The organism is Comamonas sp. GW821-FHT11H03, from assembly GCF_058807955.1.
In genome coordinates this window covers 77,622-94,561 of sequence record NZ_JBXARF010000007.1, presented here as the reverse complement: position 1 = coordinate 94,561, position 16,940 = coordinate 77,622, and the positions used below count along the sequence as shown (strand labels likewise).

At 61.2% G+C, this 16,940-nt stretch carries 17 protein-coding genes; 9 read left to right on the top strand and 8 right to left on the bottom strand.

The window, feature by feature from the left end; all coding sequences use genetic code 11:
• Positions 1–9 precede the first annotated feature (9 nt).
• Positions 10–1,605 (bottom strand): DUF1800 domain-containing protein, encoded by a 1,596-nt coding sequence (locus AC1RTQ_RS16330; protein WP_492877253.1) that lies wholly within the window; start codon positions 1,603–1,605, stop codon positions 10–12.
• 156 nt (positions 1,606–1,761) lie between these two features.
• On the bottom strand, positions 1,762–2,187 hold the full coding sequence (fur, locus tag AC1RTQ_RS16325; RefSeq protein WP_003060349.1) for a ferric iron uptake transcriptional regulator: 426 nt from the start codon (positions 2,185–2,187) through the stop codon (positions 1,762–1,764).
• A 145-nt stretch (positions 2,188–2,332) separates the two neighbouring features.
• Between fur and AC1RTQ_RS16320 the strand changes: the two genes are divergently transcribed.
• From AC1RTQ_RS16320 to AC1RTQ_RS16300, 5 genes are all read left to right on the top strand, one after another.
• Complete coding sequence (locus AC1RTQ_RS16320) at positions 2,333–2,878, top strand: outer membrane protein assembly factor BamE (protein ID WP_304351707.1); 546 nt, start codon at positions 2,333–2,335, stop codon at positions 2,876–2,878.
• 106 nt (positions 2,879–2,984) lie between these two features.
• Complete coding sequence (dapB, locus tag AC1RTQ_RS16315) at positions 2,985–3,818, top strand: 4-hydroxy-tetrahydrodipicolinate reductase (RefSeq protein ID WP_492877250.1); 834 nt, start codon at positions 2,985–2,987, stop codon at positions 3,816–3,818.
• Between the two features lie 60 nt (positions 3,819–3,878).
• A complete protein-coding gene (locus tag AC1RTQ_RS16310; protein WP_492877248.1) occupies positions 3,879–4,538 on the top strand; it encodes a MotA/TolQ/ExbB proton channel family protein in 660 nt (219 codons plus the stop codon).
• An 11-nt stretch (positions 4,539–4,549) separates the two neighbouring features.
• On the top strand, positions 4,550–4,993 hold the full coding sequence (locus tag AC1RTQ_RS16305; RefSeq protein ID WP_492877246.1) for an ExbD/TolR family protein: 444 nt from the start codon (positions 4,550–4,552) through the stop codon (positions 4,991–4,993).
• Positions 4,994–5,272: 279 nt separating this feature from the next.
• The gene (locus AC1RTQ_RS16300) at positions 5,273–5,650 is read left to right on the top strand and encodes an HPF/RaiA family ribosome-associated protein (RefSeq protein WP_003060358.1); all 378 of its coding nucleotides are present in this window, start codon (positions 5,273–5,275) and stop codon (positions 5,648–5,650) included.
• A 124-nt stretch (positions 5,651–5,774) separates the two neighbouring features.
• Here the strand turns inward: AC1RTQ_RS16300 and AC1RTQ_RS16295 are convergent, their stop codons facing one another.
• Both AC1RTQ_RS16295 and AC1RTQ_RS16290 read right to left on the bottom strand, forming a co-directional pair.
• On the bottom strand, positions 5,775–7,175 hold the full coding sequence (locus AC1RTQ_RS16295; RefSeq protein WP_492877244.1) for an aspartate ammonia-lyase: 1,401 nt from the start codon (positions 7,173–7,175) through the stop codon (positions 5,775–5,777).
• A gap of 286 nt (positions 7,176–7,461) precedes the next feature.
• On the bottom strand, positions 7,462–8,394 hold the full coding sequence (locus AC1RTQ_RS16290) for a pirin family protein (protein WP_492877242.1): 933 nt from the start codon (positions 8,392–8,394) through the stop codon (positions 7,462–7,464).
• Positions 8,395–8,626: 232 nt separating this feature from the next.
• On the opposite strand from AC1RTQ_RS16290, the gene AC1RTQ_RS16285 reads away from it, so the two are divergent.
• Positions 8,627–8,908: a hypothetical protein gene (locus AC1RTQ_RS16285; RefSeq protein WP_304351709.1), complete on the top strand. Its 282-nt coding sequence runs from the start codon at positions 8,627–8,629 to the stop codon at positions 8,906–8,908.
• A 138-nt stretch (positions 8,909–9,046) separates the two neighbouring features.
• Here the strand turns inward: AC1RTQ_RS16285 and AC1RTQ_RS16280 are convergent, their stop codons facing one another.
• Positions 9,047–9,463 carry an OsmC family protein gene (locus tag AC1RTQ_RS16280; RefSeq protein WP_003072435.1) on the bottom strand — a complete coding sequence of 139 codons (417 nt, stop codon included), beginning with the start codon at positions 9,461–9,463 and terminating at the stop codon, positions 9,047–9,049.
• 96 nt (positions 9,464–9,559) lie between these two features.
• Between AC1RTQ_RS16280 and AC1RTQ_RS16275 the strand changes: the two genes are divergently transcribed.
• Together AC1RTQ_RS16275 and AC1RTQ_RS16270 are read left to right on the top strand one after the other, a co-directional pair.
• Positions 9,560–9,802, top strand: a complete 243-nt coding sequence (locus AC1RTQ_RS16275) for a hypothetical protein (protein WP_302092509.1) — start codon at positions 9,560–9,562, stop codon at positions 9,800–9,802.
• A gap of 118 nt (positions 9,803–9,920) precedes the next feature.
• Positions 9,921–11,087, top strand: a complete 1,167-nt coding sequence (locus AC1RTQ_RS16270; protein WP_492877239.1) for a hypothetical protein — start codon at positions 9,921–9,923, stop codon at positions 11,085–11,087.
• A 17-nt stretch (positions 11,088–11,104) separates the two neighbouring features.
• Here AC1RTQ_RS16270 and AC1RTQ_RS16265 read toward each other — a convergent pair whose 3' ends face one another.
• From AC1RTQ_RS16265 to tkt, 3 genes are all read right to left on the bottom strand, one after another.
• A complete protein-coding gene (locus AC1RTQ_RS16265; RefSeq protein ID WP_492877237.1) occupies positions 11,105–12,607 on the bottom strand; it encodes a rhomboid family intramembrane serine protease in 1,503 nt (500 codons plus the stop codon).
• Positions 12,608–12,817: 210 nt separating this feature from the next.
• Positions 12,818–13,816 (bottom strand): type I glyceraldehyde-3-phosphate dehydrogenase, encoded by a 999-nt coding sequence (gene gap / locus AC1RTQ_RS16260; protein WP_003060372.1) that lies wholly within the window; start codon positions 13,814–13,816, stop codon positions 12,818–12,820.
• Between the two features lie 142 nt (positions 13,817–13,958).
• Positions 13,959–16,007 (bottom strand): transketolase, encoded by a 2,049-nt coding sequence (gene tkt / locus AC1RTQ_RS16255; protein ID WP_302092506.1) that lies wholly within the window; start codon positions 16,005–16,007, stop codon positions 13,959–13,961.
• Positions 16,008–16,160: 153 nt separating this feature from the next.
• Between tkt and AC1RTQ_RS16250 the strand changes: the two genes are divergently transcribed.
• On the top strand, positions 16,161–16,925 hold the full coding sequence (locus AC1RTQ_RS16250; RefSeq protein ID WP_492877234.1) for a nucleotidyltransferase family protein: 765 nt from the start codon (positions 16,161–16,163) through the stop codon (positions 16,923–16,925).
• Positions 16,926–16,940 lie beyond the last annotated feature (15 nt).

Genomic DNA, 16,940 nt, shown 5'->3' with positions numbered 1-16,940 from the left:
CTGCCCTCCTTAGCGGTACATCATTTCGGGGGCGGAGAGGAAAAAGCTGTTCCAGTCCGCCGGGTTCCTGGCCTGGGCCAGCGCGGTGCGTGTGGCGGCACCCAGTGTCGGCAGGCGCGCCTGGACGCTGCTGCGCTTATCCAGTTCGGGATACGGCGGCTTCTCCAGAGGCTGCTGCGGGCTGTTGCGGAACAGCAGCGCGCCGCGGCTGCCAATTTGTCTTGCCACATCGAAACGGGCATTCATCTGGCCGGAGCTGGACCAGTCCGACTGGGCCAGAGGGTAGCCGTCGGGGGTTTCGTGGCCGTACAGCGGCTGGCCCAACTGATTGAGCCAGTTCTGTACCGGCCCCACATCGCTGGCCACGCGCTGGTCGTAGGCCAGGCGTGTGGCGCCCAGCACATAGTGGACCGGGTCCTTGAAGCCCTGGCCGAATTGCTGAGCCTGAGGGTCGCTCAGCAGGGCCGCCAGCGTGGCGGCAATATCGCCATGACTGCGCTCGAAGGCCTGGGCCGTGTGCTCGACCACGGACGGGGGCGGCTTGTCGCCGAGAAAATAGACGGACAGCTTGCGTGCGATGAAGCGTGCGGTGACTGGCGAAGCCACTATGCGGTCTACGGCCTCGTTGACCTGGGCCAGGCCGCTTTTTTCCAGCGGCTTGCCGAGCAAGACCTGGGGTGTGTAGTCGTGGCGGTTGGGGTTGAATTCGAAGAAACCATGGCGCACATAGTCACCCTGACGTTCGGGGCGCAGCTTGGGCGGCGGAGCGTCGGCCTCCCGGTTGCTGAAGCCCACTCCGGTCAGCACATGGGCCATGGCCTGCACGTCGGCCTGGGTGTAGCCGCTGCCCACGCCCATGGTGTGCAGCTCCAGCAGTTCGCGCGCATAGTTCTCGTTGATACGGCCGGCGGCATTGCTTGCGTTGTCCAGATACAGCAGCATGGCCGGATGGCGCATGCTGGCAGTCAGCAGCTCGCGAAACTTGCCCAACGCATGGGGGCGAATGGCGCGCTCCTCGTAGTCAGCCACCCACAGGCGTACATCGCCCTTGCGGGTACTGACGTTGAAGTGGTTCATCCAGAACCATGTCATCTGCTCCTGCAACTGGTGGGGCGAGTAGAGCGCGCGCCAGATCTGGCGTTTCTGGGCTTCTGCACCCAGCTGATTGAGCTGGCGCTGCAGCTCGCTGCGCAGTTTGGCGGCTTCCTCGGCGCTCTGGCTGTTGCGAATCGCCAGGCGCTGCTCGGCAATCTCGCGCTGGATCTGCGTCATGGGCTTCTGGCTGATGCCCAGGGCGTCGATGTGCTGCTGCACCTCGGCCGGCATGGGCTCGGATGACGGGCTGAGCTGGGCGGCCAGCCAGCGCTTCAGGCCCTGCTGCTGCAGCCGGGCCGCATCATGGTCGGTGGCGCCCCAGGTGACCCGGTCCAGCCATTGCTGGCTTTGCAGCGCGCTGGGCTTGTCGGGCAGTGCGCTGCTGCTCAGCGTCTGCAGCATCTCGGGGCTGGGGCGGCCCGATGAGGGGGCCAGCGGTGCGCAGGCGGTCAGGGCGACAGCAGCCAGGCTGAGCAGGGTCTTGGTAGGGGAAAAGTGCAGCAGCCGCATGGGCCAGACCTCCTCAAACGCGGGAATGACTGCAGCATAAGCAAGTCCGGCTTGATATTGGCTTGAGGCCTGGCGGAACTATGTAAAGAAGTCCTCTCCAAATGTAAAAAGGGCAAGACATCTGCATGTCCTGCCCCGGGGCTCCGCGCCGAGTCCTTACTTGGCGGCGCGTGTGGCGCACTCGGCGCACTGGCCATAGAGCGCCATGGAGTGATCCTGGATCACCCAGCCCTTTTCCTTGGCGATCAGGTTCTGGCGCTTCTCGATCTCGGCGTCATAGAACTCCTCGACCTTGCCGCAGCTGGTGCAGACGAAGTGGTCGTGGTGCTGGCCTTCGTTGAGCTCATAGACGGCCTTGCCGCTTTCGAAGTTGCTGCGGATCAGGATGCCGGCCTGCTCGAACTGGGTCAGCACGCGGTAAACGGTGGCCAGGCCAATATCCGAGCGCTCGTCCAGCAGCACGCGGAACACGTCTTCGGCAGTCATGTGGCGCTGGGCACCCTTCTGGAAGATTTCCAGGATTTTCAGACGCGGCAAAGTGGCTTTGAGGCCCGTGCTTTTGAGTTCATCAATATTTTTCATGTCGGTATCTCTTGGTGGACTACGGGCACATGGAAGGCTGGAATCACTTGTTTGAAGAAGCTTTACACGCGGATAAAGGGAATCTCCAAGTGCCTCCGGGGCCTGCCGCTACAATGAACCCGATCATATCCCTATGCCATTACCCATGCATGTTCAAGCCCGTAGCCGCTCAGGTCTGGCCCTGACGTTGGCAATCGCAGCGGCACTGGCCGGCTGCAACAGTATCGATGGCGCCGCGCACCGTGTCGCCAATGCCGTCACTCCCTACAAAGTCGATGTCGTGCAGGGCAACTTCGTGTCCAAGGAGCAGGTCGAGGCCTTGCAGCCCGGCATGAGCCGTCAGCAGATTCGCGACATCCTGGGCACCCCCCTGGTGACCAGCGTGTTCCACGGCGATCGCTGGGAATACGTGTTCACCATCAATCGCCCCGGCGTGGAGTCGCAGATCCGCAAGCTCACCGTCTTCTTCAATGGCGATGCCTTTGCGCGCGCCGAAGGTGACGAGATGCCTTCCGAGTCCGAGTTCGTGGCCAGCCTCAAAGGCATGAAGGGCACACCCAAGGTTCCGCAGCTGGAAGCCAGCGAAGCCCAACTGGCCAAATACCCCGCACGCAATAACGCCGAAGCCGAGCAGGCTGCTGCCAATCTGCCGCCCGCCGCCACCAGCTATCCATCACTGGAATCGCGTTAAGCATCACAACAGGTTGTTCCCCGCTTGCAGAAAGCGGTGGATGCTCTCTTTTTATGACGGCGTGGATGCGATCCTGCCGTCTTTCATTTGATCGAGTGATAGCGCCATGACCGCATCCACCACCCTTTCCTCCTCCCCTCAGCGCGTTGCTGTGGCGGGTGCCTCCGGCCGCATGGGCCATATGCTGATCGAAGCGATTCTGAACAGCAGCGACTGCGTGCTGGCTGCGGCACTGGACCGCGCCGACAGCCCTTGCATCGGCACCGATCCTTCTGCATTCCTGGGTAAGCCCAGCGGGCTGAAGATCGAAAGCGATGTGCGCGCAGCCCTGTCAAAAGCAGACTGCCTGATCGACTTCACGCGCCCCGAAGGCACCATGGAGCACCTGGCCGTGGCGGCCGATCTGGGTGTGGGCGTGGTCATCGGCACCACGGGCTTCTCGGATGAGCAAAAGGCGCAGATCGCCGAGTTTGCCCAAAGAACTTCCATCGTTTTCTCCCCCAATATGAGCGTGGGTGTGAACGTGACCTTCAAGCTGCTGGAAATGGCGGCCAAGGCCTTGCAGCAAGGCGGCTATGACATCGAAATCGTCGAAGCCCACCACAAGCACAAGGTCGACGCACCCTCGGGCACGGCCCTGAAGATGGGCGAGGTGATTGCCCAAGCCCAGGGCACCAAGCTGGCCGACCGAGCCGTGTATGAACGCTTTGGCTACACGGGCGAGCGCAAGGCAGACACCATTGGCTTTGCCACCGTGCGCGGCGGCGATATCGTTGGCGACCACACCGTACTGTTTGCAGGTACGGGCGAGCGCATCGAGATCTCGCACAAGTCCAGCAGCCGTGCAGGCTATGCCAACGGCAGTCTGCGCGCCGTGGGCTATCTGGCCGACAAGAAGACCGGCCAGTACGATATGTACGATGTGCTGAAGCTGCGCTGACCGCGCATTTGCAAAAGGGGCCGTGACGGCCCCTTGCTGTTTCTGGGAGCGAGGTGAGATATGTCTGCAGGAATGTGGCATTGGCTGGCAGAGGGCGATGCGGTCACATGGGCCACGGCGGCCTTGATGCTGCTGATGTCAGTGCTCAGCTGGGTGGTCATCCTCTACAAGCTCTGGTTTATGGCCGTAGCGCGCCGCAGCGTGCCGCAGGCCGTGGCTGCGTTCTGGCAGATGCCCGATCTGGTCCAGGCTGCGGCGCAGGTCAAGGCGCTGGATAGACAGGGGCTGGTGCAGGCCATGGCCGATGCCGTGGAGCAGGGCGCAATGGCTGCGCAAGGCTCTCTGGCACAAAGCGCGGCGCAGGGGCAGCGGCTTTTGCGCAGCCTGCGTGAGGCTCTGGGCCAGGCATCCGTCCAGCTGCAGTGGGGTCAGACCTTGCTCGCCACCATCGGTGCAACGGCACCGTTTGTGGGTCTGTTGGGTACGGTCTGGGGCATTCACCATGCGCTGGGAACGCTGGCGGGCAGCGGGCAGGTCGATATCGCTCAGCTTGCTGGGCCTGTGGGTGAAGCCCTGGTCATGACGGCCGCCGGTCTGGCCGTCGCTTTGCCTGCTGTGCTGGCCTATAACCTGCTGGGGCGTTCGGCCAGCCAGCTGGAGGCTGTGCTGGAGGGGTTTGCCCATGATCTGCATGCCCAGTTCGGAGTGGATGCTTCATAAAGGATGACGTCATGGCATTCGGTCGCATGAGCCGCCGTGAGGGGGCACAAACTCCAATCAGCACCATCAATGTCACGCCGCTGGTGGATGTGATGCTGGTGCTGGTGGTGATCTTCATTCTGGCTGCTCCCATGCTGGCCGCCACCTTGCGAGTGCAACTGCCCAAGGCGCAGGCCGTACTACAGCAGGCTGCCGTGAGCAAGAGCGATGCCTTGATGGTTGAGGTCAGCCCTGCCGGCGAAATCTGGATTCAGGGTGCCGTGACGGACGATGCGGCAGTGCAGCAGCAACTGGAAGAGCTGGGGCGGCGCAATCCTCAGGCCGAGGTGCAGCTGCGCGCCGACACCAGCGTTCCCTACGGTCGCGTGGTACAGGTCATGGGCTGGGCCCACGCAGCAGGCCTGACGCGCATCGGCTTTGTGGCCGAGCCTGAATCGAAGGCTGGCATTAACTGACGGGCCGAGGCGTAAGAACGCTTACTTTTTGCAAATCACCGGGCAGCATTTTTTGCTTTGGCTCAAGGGCAAAGCTCGTAGAGACTACCCTTGTTGCTATCTCTTTCAAATCAGGGCGAAGCTGCCTCCACAATGGTCAAAGCCCCTGTCCTTTGCTGGCGTAACAAGCCCCGATGGGCAGAACAAGGTTCTGGCGTTACGATGTTTTCGCCTGCCTTTATGGCACCCCTACAGATTTCGCCGCAGCGGTTGCGGCATTTGGTGACTAGGAGGATTTGCATGCAAGTACAGGTTCATGCCGACGATTCCATCCAGGGTGGAGAGTCTCTGGCTCAATGGGCGCAGGAGGAGATCAATGCCAAGCTGGCCCGCCTGAAGGAGTATGTGGTGCGTGTGGAGGTCTTCCTCACGGGCGTTGATGCCCTCAAGACCACGGGCGGCCCAGGCAAACGCTGTGTGCTCGAGACCCGGGCCACAGGTCGCCCCCCCATTGCAGTGAATGCAGAAGCCGAAAAGGTCAAGGAGGCCTTCAGCGCCGCGATCGAAAAGCTCAAGCGAGCGGTGGAGACCGATCTTGGCAAGCTCAAGGACAAAAATCTGCGTGAAAGCGTACGCGGCGTGGATGATCCCAGTGACGAGAATGCCGCAGTGGCTTGAGTATGAAGTGTTTTTGGCTTCCTGCCCTTTGAATACAGGCGTAGCAAGCTATTAAAACCATATCGACTAAAAAGGGCATGTTCATGGCGAACATGCCCTTTTGCATTGTCGATAAAGAGTGTGCCTATGCGGCGGTCAATGCGCCGGCCTGGGTCAGTTTGTCGGCGACCAGCAGCTTGTTCATTTCGGCCCGGCTCATGATGCCCAGTTCTTCCGCCACTACGGCAATCTGCTTGCCGTTGGCGATGGCGGTCTTGGCAATCTTGGCGGCCTTTTCGTAGCCGATCAGGGGGTTCAGCGCCGTCACCAGCGTCACCGACTCGGCAATGCGGAAATCCAGCAGCGCTTCATTGGCCACAATGCCTTCCACGCAGTTGACTTGCAGCGTCTTGCAGGCGCTGCTCAGGTGGCTCAGGCTCTTGTGCAGAGCCCAGGCCATCAGCGGCTCGAAGGCGTTGAGCTGCAACTGGCCGGCTTCCACGGCCATGGTGATGGCGGCATCGTTGCCTATCACCTCGAAGCAGACCTGGTTCATCACCTCGGGGATCACAGGGTTCACCTTGCCGGGCATGATGGACGAGCCGGCCTGGCGTGCCGGCAGCTTGATGTCTGCCACACCTGCTTGAGGGCCCGAGGAGAGCAAGCGCAGGTCATTGCTGATCTTGGATAGCTTGACTGCAACACGCTTCAAGATACCGGAAATGTCGGCAAAGGCGCCGGTGTCGCCGGTGGCGGCGATCAGGTCTACCGCCCTGACCACGGGTACGCCCGAGATTTCCGCCAGTGCCTTGACCACGGCATCGGTGTAGCCCACGGGGGCATTGATGCCGGTGCCGATGGCCGTGCCACCCATATTCACTTCGGTCATCAGATAGGCAGACTCGCGCAGACGCTTTTCATCGTCGGCGATCATGGCTGCAAAAGCCGAAAACTCCTGGCCCAGAGTCATGGGTACGGCATCTTGTAATTGTGTGCGGCCGATTTTCAGGATGTGGGCGAATTCGCCGGCCTTGGCTTCGAAAGCAGAGCGCAGCTCGGCCAGGGCGATCAACAGCTTCTGAATGCCAGCGTAGGTGGCGAGCTTGACGGCCGTGGGGTAGGAGTCGTTGGTGGACTGCGACGCATTGACATGATCGTTGGGATGGATCACGTCGTAAGTGCCTTTGGGCAATCCCAGGTGCTCGAGTGCACGGTTGGCGATCACCTCATTGGCGTTCATATTCGTGGAGGTGCCAGCGCCGCCCTGGATCACATCGACCACAAACTGCTCGTGCAGCTGGCCGGAAATCAGATCATCACAGGCTTGGGAGATGGCAGTGGCTTGTTTGAGATTGATGGCGCCAAACTGCAGATTGGCTTGGGCCGCTGCCTTTTTGACAAAGGCAAACGCGCGGATCAGCTCGGGCATGTGCGCGACCGAATGACCGGTGATGGGGAAGTTTTCCACTGCGCGTGCGGAATGAACGCCCCAGTACGCGTCGGGAGGGATGGTTTTGATGCCAATGAAGTCATGTTCTTGACGCATTGATCGGCTTTCTTTGCAAAGTTGAGTTGGGCAGGACGTGGCAACGCCCCGGACGAAAAGCGGCGGTCGCATTCTCGTGGCCAGGGCGTTGGCTCGATTATGAAAGCTTGACATGCATGAGTCCAAACGTTTCATGCATAACGTCCGGGTCGCCTTCTCTTGAGGAGAGTGCATTGCCGCTAAAAGCGTTCAAAAGCTATCAAAACTTGCAAAGATGCTTTTATTTTTCTTTTTGGAAAATTCAATTCGCACCAAATTGGTGCGAATTGAATAAGCGCCGGCAGGATTATCTGGAGGCGCGCAGGCTGACGCCAGCCAGTGAGGGAGAGTGCAGCGACTTCAGAGGCGAGGCCACGGGCTTGCCAAAACGGCGTGGCTGGCCGTTGACGAGTTCCGCATCAGTGGCCGCCTCTGCCTCCCATTGCTGCTGGGCCTGTTGCATCTCTTCGGTGGTGCGGGCCACAAAGTTCCACCACAGCAAGATGGCTTCATCCATGGGTTCGCCCCCGATGATGATGAGGCGGCTGCCGGGCGTGCATTCCAGCTGCACTTCCCGCGTACCCACAGGCAGATAAATCAGCTCCTGCGAGGGCAGAACCTGGCCTTCAACCTTCACCTCGCCTGACAGGCTCATCACCGCATGCTCGAAGTCGGCGCGCAGCGGCATGGTGGCGCACGCTTGGCCGGCTGTGCCGCAGGCCAGAAGGTCCACGCCCATCAGCGGGGAGTGGACTTCTGCGGGGGCCGCCAGACCGAGGGCTTCACCGGCCAGCACGGTCACGGCAAAGTCGCCGATCTCGGTCTTGGGCAGGTCGGGATAATGCTGGAAGCGGGGTGCAGTATTGCGATGGCTGTCGGGCAGGGCAATCCACAACTGGGCTGCATGCACGCCCAGTGTCTGGGCTTCTTCGGAATGGGCAATGCCGCGGCCGGCCGTCATCAGATTGACCTGGCCGGGGCGGATGATTTGCTCGCTGCCCAGGCTGTCGCGGTGCAGTACCTCGCCCTCGATCATCCAGGTGAAAGTTTGCAGGCCGATATGAGGATGGGGCCCGACCTGCATGCCGGGTGGAGGGGGGACGGCCGGGCCGGCGTGGTCGAGGAAGCACCAGGCCCCTACTTTGCGCAGCGCGGCCTGAGGAATGGCACGGTGGATGGGGATGCCGCCAACATCGGCTATACGGGTGGGTAGACGTTGTAAGTTCTTTGATTCACTCATGACAAATCCTGACGGCGAAGAGATTCGAGTGTCAGGGATATGCGGTATTCGCGCAATCAGACGGCAGAATGCAGCAACGCCTTGCACGCAGTTACATCACTGTGAGGATTCAGCCAATAGGCTGACAAGGACTCCGCCAGGAGTCGGCTAAGTTAAGGCGTAGGCCGCTAGCAGAGGCTTTCACGTGGCGCAATTCGTGCGCAGCGACCTAACAACTGCAGGAGGAATAAACATGAACGAACACAGCACTCAAGGCAACCAGATCTCGGCAATCGAGATCCAGCTGTATCCCGAGCACTTTGCCGCTCGCGTCACTGGCAAGGTGGAGCATCGTGTCGGAGATGGTCCGTCCGAGCAGATTCCCATGGGCATAGAGATGAAGGTCGATACCGCCATCGCCAGCTATGTGCTGTCCTGGGTCGACCCCGAGGACCAGCAGCCCGAGACCGCATCGCTGGCCAAACGTGAGTTCGAACACTATGTGGAAGTCGGTGCGCTGGAGGTGACGGTGTAATCAAGTTACACACCACAGCGACCAAAGCCCTGCAGGTGACTGCAGGGCTTTTTTATCGCCGGGCAGTCCCCCAGGATGAAAAGCATCCCTCCCGGAGGAGGCGAGCACCACGCAGTGTCCGGCGTGAGGTGCCTTTTTTCATGCCTGTGCGGCTTCGGTCAAGGCGGTAGGGATCGAAACCTTGCCTTCCAGCAGTTTGTGCACGGGGCAGGCATTGGCAATCTGCAGCAGGCGCTGGCGCTGCTCGTCGTCCAGCTCGCCATGCAAGGTGATGCTGCGCGTGATCTGGTTGGCATCTGCGGGCTTGCCATCGGGGTTGAGTTGCAGATCCACATCGACATGGCTTAGCGGCCACTGCTTGCGACCCGCGTACATATGCAGGGTGATGGCCGTGCAGGCTCCCAGGGCCGAGAGCATGAGCTGCATGGGGTTGGGCGCGGTGTCGGCGCCGCCATCATTCACGGGTTCATCGGCATGCCAGACATGGCCTTGGGCATCGGTCAGAGTGATGCGATACGGGGTGGGGCTGCTTTGTGCGTGTGCGCTGTGAATCATTCGCTGCTTCTCCATAAAACCTGGGCCACTTTAAGCGCTGCCTGCAATCCTTGCAGTCATATCCGTTATCAGGTCAAGGCTGCTTGGCCAGCAAGCATGACTGCAAAAGCATTTACGGGGTTTTTGGCAAGCGAAAAAAGCAATATGCCGGCTGTTTATCGGTATTTGGATTCAGGGCGAATTTCTACCGCAGAATTCCGCAATGACCCGATTTCAAAGAAAAATCGGGCAATAACAGAGCGGATTAGGTCACTGCAAGCGGGCTTGCAGATGATTCATCAAACCGAGAGTGGGAGAGCAGGCATTGAATTCGATACGTGGTGTTCACCAAAAAGGTGATTCTTCCGACTGGAAAATCCCTCCGTTCTGGCAAAAGCTCAATAGCTTTTTTCTGTTTCCTCTGCAGACCGAGCCTTTGCTCTATGCATTGCTGTTGTCGGCATGCAGTTATGGCTTGATGTTCGGGTGGATTGGAGCCTTGTTTGTGGGTCTGGGCTTGATGCTGGCAGTCAGCCGTTATGCATTCAAGGTTTCGGCGCTGGCATCTCGTGGAATTACCCATAGCTCCGATTTCCGATCCAGTCAGGTCGATGAGGACTGGAAATGGCTGCCCTGGAAATTCTTCGGGGTACTCGTCGTTTTCGGGATATTCGTGGGCTTTATGGCGACCCGCAGCCTGAGCTTGGGCGTGGTTGCCAATCTTCTGGTGGCCTTCCTGATTCCTGCCACCTGGATGGTGCTGATCAATACCAATAGCCTGAGCTCGGCCGTTAATCCGTTCGAGCTGCTGGCGACGATTTTCGGTATCGGCAAGTCCTATCTGCTGCTGTGCTTTTTCCTGTTTCTGCTGCAGCAGGGCTCGCCCATGGTCCTGGCGATGCTGCTCAAGGTTGCGGCACCCGGATTGGTGCTGCCCCTGGTGAGCTTTGTGATGATTTATTTCAGCTGGGTGATGGCGGCCATGATCGGCTATGTCATGTACCAGCACCATGCGGCACTGGATATCGACCCCGTGCAAGCGCCCGAGGGGCCTGCGACCGTGCAGATCGACCCTGCGGCCCTGGAGGCCAGGCGTCGCGATGCGCTGGTGGCCAGGCTGGTGCAGGACAACAAGATGGACGAGGCCGTGAATCAGGCGCGCGAATGGCAGCGGGAGGACTATGAGAGCCTGCCCGATTGCCGCCGTTACTTCCGGGTGCTCAAGCTGACCGAACGCGCGGATGCCCTGGTGGAGCTGGGCCAGCGCTTCATTCCCATGCTGCTCGCCCAGCAGCGCGCCAGCGAGGCCCTGGAGGCCTGGGTGAGCTGCGTCAAGCGCAAGCCGGACTTCAAGCTCGATTCGGCCCAGCTCAGTTACGAGTTGGCGCAGCAGGCCTGGAAGGCCGGCAAGCCCAGGTATGTTTTGATCCTGGCCAAGGATTTTGAGAAGCGCTTCGCCAGCAGCAGTCTGATTCCGTTCATGCTGGAGTTGATGGTGCGCGCCTACAAGCAGGGCGTGGAGCAGCCCATGCAGGGGGTGGCCGTTTACATGCGCATGAAGCAGCTCTTTCCCGACCACGAGAGCACCAAGGAGGCGCAGTGGGTGCTGCGTGAGGAGCTGCAGGAGCTTGAGGCCAAGATCTGAGCGTGACTCGACGCTGGCTAGTGCTGTTGTGCCAGCCAGCGCGTGAGAGCTTCCTCAGGAGCCGATTGCTGCAGCAGGGGCAGCCAGGCTTTGGCCTCCTGCACACGTCCGGCCTGGGCCAGGCCGTTGACCAGCAGCAGCAAGCTTGCCGGCCATTGGGGGTGATCTGCCAGCTTGTGCAGGCTGCGGCATAGTTTTTCGGCCTCGGGCAGGGCTCCCAGGCGCACGAAGCTGCGCACCAGTCCATGCATGGTGTCGGCGCTTATGCGCGTTGCGGGCTGTGCGCGCTGCTGATAGCTGCGATAGCTGGCCAGTTGCAGCTGGCGTTCGGCGTCCGTGGTGGCCGGCAGCTTGAAGATACGTCGCGCCGCTGCATGAAAGTCCTCGCTGGCGGGCTGATGGCGAGAGCTTTCAAACCAGGCCCGCAGAATGGCCAGATCCGAGGGGGCCAGACGTGCCGCTTCGCGCCAGGCCGGAGCGGCGCGGTCAAATGCCAGCGCATCGGTATGGCGCTGGGCACGGGCCACTGCCTCGGCCAGCGGCCGGGCGGCGGCCAGTGCCTGCTCTTCTTCGTTGACCGGCGCCGCGACGGTCTGCAGACGCATATAGCCCCACATCAGCAGGGCGCCCGTCAGCAGACCGCCAAAGTGCGCCATATAGGCCACCTGCTTGCCACCCAGAAGATGCTGCAGCAGCTCCACGCCCATCCAGACCGGCAGCATGATCAGGGCTGGCCAGCTTGCGTAGTTGAAGTAGAACAGCAGCATGTAGAAGAAGCGGATGCGCCGCATGCGGTACATCACCGCATACATGGCCATGAGGGCCGAAATCGCACCCGATGCCCCTAGGCCGTAACCGCCCATGCCGGCGTAGAACATCAGTGCGAACAGCGAGGCGCCGATGCCGCCGATCACATAGAAGGCCAGATAGGTGAAGGCCCCCAAAGCCAGCTCCAGGGTGAAGCCGAACAGGAACAGAAACACCATATTGCCCAGCAAATGACTGGTGCTGCCATGCAGGAAGGTGGAGGTGAAGGCCTGCAGGGGCTGCCAGCCGGCGCCGTTCTCATAGCTCATGGACCAGCGCTCGGTAAAGCTGCCGCGCGGCTCATGGGGCGCAAAGGCGGCACGCGCAGCTTGCCATTGCGCATGGCGTGGGTGGCTGGCGGTGATGACCTGGCCGTCCAGCAGGCGCTGGCGGAATTTCTTTTCCTGCCACAGCAGCGCATAGAGCTGGGCATAGGCCTTGTGCTGATAGAGCTTTCGTACTGCCTGCAGCGTGTGCCGGTCAAAACGCTTGCTGCCCTGGGCGGATTGCTCCTCAAGATAGGCCAGGAACGGTGGCAGCTCCAGCGTTGGCAAGGCGGTCTGGGCATATTGCCGGGCCGCTTTTTCCACGGCATCTTCCTCGGGGGCCTGCCAGCCCCAGAAGATCACGCAGTTGATGATGATGAGCAGCACCGTCATCCAGGGCGGTGAGCGCCAGGAAGGCTTGTTCTCAAGAGGAATCGCAATAAACATGGCGGCTTAGTCTGAGGAAGTGGCAGCGCTTCATGCCCTTGGGTGTTGGTGGCGGCTGCGCGTTACAAATGTATCCGAGACATGCTCCGGCCGACTCCGGTCTTGCGGGGCGAAAAAAAGCCAGCATGGCGTCCCATGCTGGCTTTTTAATAGCTTTCAGCGCTTATCTGATAAGCGATTGAGCCTGTTTTTGCAGGTAATTTTTGAAGATTACTTGGCCACCACGCGCACCATTTCCAGGCACTTGTTGGAATAGCCCCACTCGTTGTCGTACCAGGACACGACCTTCACAAAGGTCTTGTCCAGGGCGATACCGGCTTCGGCATCGAACACGGAGGTGCAGGTCTCGCCGCGGAAGTCGGTGGCGACGACCTTGTCTTCGGTGTAACCCAGCACGCCCTTCAGGGCGCCTTGGGACTGGGCCTTCATTTCGGCGCAGATTTCTTCGTAGGTGGCTTCGCTGTTCAGCTCCACGGTCAGGTCGACCACGGACACGTCAGACGTAGGCACGCGGAAGGACATGCCGGTCAGCTTCTTGTTCAGCTCGGGGATCACAACGCCCACGGCCTTGGCAGCGCCAGTGCTGGAGGGGATGATGTTTTCCAGAATGCCTCGGCCGCCGCGCCAGTCCTTGTTGGAAGGGCCGTCCACGGTCTTTTGCGTGGCAGTCGCTGCGTGCACGGTGGTCATCAGGCCGCGCTTGATGCCCCACTTGTCGTTGAGCACCTTGGCCACGGGAGCCAGGCAGTTGGTGGTGCACGAAGCGTTGGAGATGATGGCTTCGCCCTTGTAGGTGCCGTGGTTCACGCCGAACACGAACATGGGGGTGTCGTCCTTGGAAGGAGCGGACAGGATGACCTTCTTGGCACCGGCGTCGATGTGCTTCTGGGCGGTTTCCTTGGTCAGGAACAGGCCGGTGGACTCGATCACGATGTCGGCGCCGACTTCGTTCCACTTCAGGTTGGCGGGATCGCGCTCTTGGGTCAGGCGGATCTTCTTGCCGTTGACGACCAGGGTGTTGCCTTCGACAGAAACTTCACCGTCGAAACGACCGTGCACGCTGTCGTACTTCAGCATGTAGGCCAGGTAGTCCGGCTCCAGCAGGTCGTTGATGCCGACGATTTCGATGTCGGAGAAGTTTTGCACTGCGGAGCGCAGCACGTTGCGGCCAATGCGGCCGAAGCCGTTGATACCAACCTTGATCGTCATAGTTGCCTCGTAGATAGTGAGTAATGAAAAACCGGAGCGGATTGTGCCCGGACTCGGCACCCTGGGGCCTGGTCCGGATGGCTGAGGACTGCGGGTGAGCAAGCTTCAGCCGGAAAAAAGGGGCACGAGGCCCCTTTTGCGCTTACTTGGCAGCGTTCTGCAGGGCCACTTGCACGGTGTCGGCCACATTCTCTGCGGTGAAGCCGAAGTGCTTGAACAGCACGCCTGCGGGAGCGGATTCGCCGTAGGTGTCGATGCCGACCACGGCGGCGCAGCCGTACTTCCACCAGAAGTCGGTCACGCCCATTTCCACGGCGATGCGGGGCAGGCCGGCGGGCAGCACGGCTTTCTTGTACTTCACATCCTGCTTGTCGAAGGTCGTTGTGCTGGGCATGGAGACCACGCGCACGGCGATCTTGCGTTCGGCCAGCTGCTTTTGGGCAGCCAGAGCCAGCTGCACTTCGGAGCCGGTGGCGATGATCACGGCCTGGGCCTTCTTGCCCTTCAGGCCCACATCCTTGGGCTCGGAGAGCACATAGGCGCCGCAGGCGATGTCGTCCAGAGCGTCTTCGCTCTTGGGCGAGTAAGCCAGGTTCTGGCGGCTCAGCAGCATGGCTGTGGGCTTGTTCTTCTGGCTCAGGGCCACGGCCCAGGCCACGGCGGTCTCGGTGGTGTCGGCAGGGCGCCACACATCCAGACCGGGGATCAGGCGCAGGGAGGCTGCGTGCTCGATGGACTGGTGGGTGGGGCCGTCTTCGCCCAGGCCGATGGAGTCGTGCGTGAAGACATGGATCACGCGCTGCTTCATCAGGGCCGCCATGCGGATGGCGTTGCGGCTGTAGTCGGAGAAGGTCAGGAAGGTGCCGCCGTAGGGGATGAAGCCGCCGTGCAGCGCCACACCGTTCATGATGGCTGCCATGCCGAACTCGCGCACACCGTAGTTGATGTGGCGGCCGATCTGGCCTTCTTCGGTCTTGACCACGGCACCCTTGTCGTCCACGCGGAAAGAGGGAGTGGACTTGGTGTTGGTCAGGTTGGAGCCGGTCAGGTCGGCAGAGCCGCCCAGCAGCTCGGGCAGAGCGGCTGTCAGGCCTTCCAGAGCCAGCTGGCTGGCCTTGCGGCTAGCCACGGTGGCGCCGGCGTCGTGGGCGTCGGAGGCGATCTTGGCGGCGATTTCACCGAAGTTGGCGGGCAGATCGCCAGCCATGCGGCGGGTGAACTCGGCGGCCTGCTCGGGGAAGGCGGCCGTGTAGGCGGCGAACTTTTCGTTCCAGGCGGCTTCTGCCTTGGTGCCCAGATCCTTGGCGTTCCAGTCGGTGTAGACGTCGGCAGGGATCTCGAAGGGGCCGTAAGTCCAGCCCAGAGCCGCGCGGGTCAGCGCGATTTCTTCGGCACCCAGAGGTTCGCCGTGGGCCTTGGCCGTGTCCTGACGGTTGGGCGAGCCCTTGCCGATATGGGTCTTGCAGCAGATCAGCGTGGGCTTGTCGGCGCTCTTCTTGGCGGCGGCAATGGCCTTGTCCAGGGCGTCCACATTGTGGCCGTCCACGGCGCGGATCACGTTCCAGCCGTAGGCTTCAAAACGCTCGGGCGTGTTGTCGATGAACCAGGGGGTCACCTTGCCGTCGATGGAGATGCCGTTGTCGTCGTACAGGGCGATCAGCTTGTTCAGCTTCCAGGCACCGGCCAGGGCCGCAGCTTCATGCGAGATGCCTTCCATCAGGCAGCCATCGCCCAGGAACACATAGGTGTGGTGGTCGACGATCTCGTGCTTGTCCTTGTTGAACTCGGCAGCCAGCAGCTTTTCAGCCAGTGCAAAGCCCACGGCATTGGTGATGCCCTGGCCCAGAGGGCCGGTGGTGGTTTCCACGCCGACAGTGATGCCCACTTCGGGGTGACCGGCAGTCTTGCTGTGCAGCTGACGGAAGTTCTTCAGCTCTTCGATGGGCAGGTTGTAGCCGCTCAGGTGCAGCAGCGCATAGATCAGCATGGAGCCGTGACCGTTCGACAGAATGAAGCGGTCGCGATTGGCCCAGTGAGGGTTCACGGGGTTGTGCTGGAGGTGGCGGCTCCACAGCGCTACGGCCATGTCGGCCATGCCCATGGGGGCACCGGGGTGGCCGGAATTGGCTTGTTGAACGGCATCCATTGCGAGTGCACGGATTGCATTCGCCATATTTTGAGTGTTGGCCATCAGGGCGCTCCGAAAAGGAGGGGTAATTCTGCTAAGCCCATCATTTTAATGGAGGCCCAATTTTCGCAGGCGGGATGCGGGTCAATGCTCTACAGTACGACCCCAGAAACAGGTGTCTTGCGCACCCCAAACCGTGTTGAAACGCTGATTGCAATGACTGTAGAAAACGCCGCGTCCCTTTTGGTGCAACCCCCTGCAATGCTGCTGGCCGCAGGCCGGGGCGAGCGCATGAGGCCGCTGACCGATGTCACGCCCAAGCCGCTGCTCAAGGTGCAGGGCGTGCCGCTGTTGCAGCTGCACATGCAGGCGCTGCTTGCTGCCGGCGTGCCGCGGGCCGTCATCAATACCGGCTGGCTGGGGGCGCAGATTCCCGCGTATTTCGGCGATGAATTTGTGCCGCAGCCCGATGGGGGCGCGAGCGCGAAGCTATTGCTCTGCTATTCGGCGGAGCCCGAGAAAGCCTTTGAAACCGCTGGCGGCATCAGCCGCGCCCTGCCGCAGCTGGACCGGGTTTTCTGGCTGGCCGCAGGCGATGTCTATGCGCCGGATTTCAGCTTTGCGGCGAAGGCGGCCCAAGCGTTTGCGCAAAGCGATGAACTGGCCCACCTGTGGCTGGTGCCCAATCCTGCCCACAATCCGCGCGGCGACTTTGGCCTGAGCGAGGACGGCAAGGCGCTGGACCTGCCTGCCGACGATGGGCGAGCACGCTATACCTACAGCACGATTGCGCTGCTGAAAGCCGATTTGTTTGCGAAGCCCTGGCTCGATGTGGAGCCGGGCAACCCCGAAGGCCTGCGCGAGCCGCTGGCACCGCTGCTGCGCCGCGCCATGCAAGAAGGCCGGGTGGGAGCCTCGCTCTACACCGGTCGCTGGGTCGATGTGGGAACGCCCGAGCGACTGGCCCAGCTCAATCAATGAGCCCCTGGGCCCCAG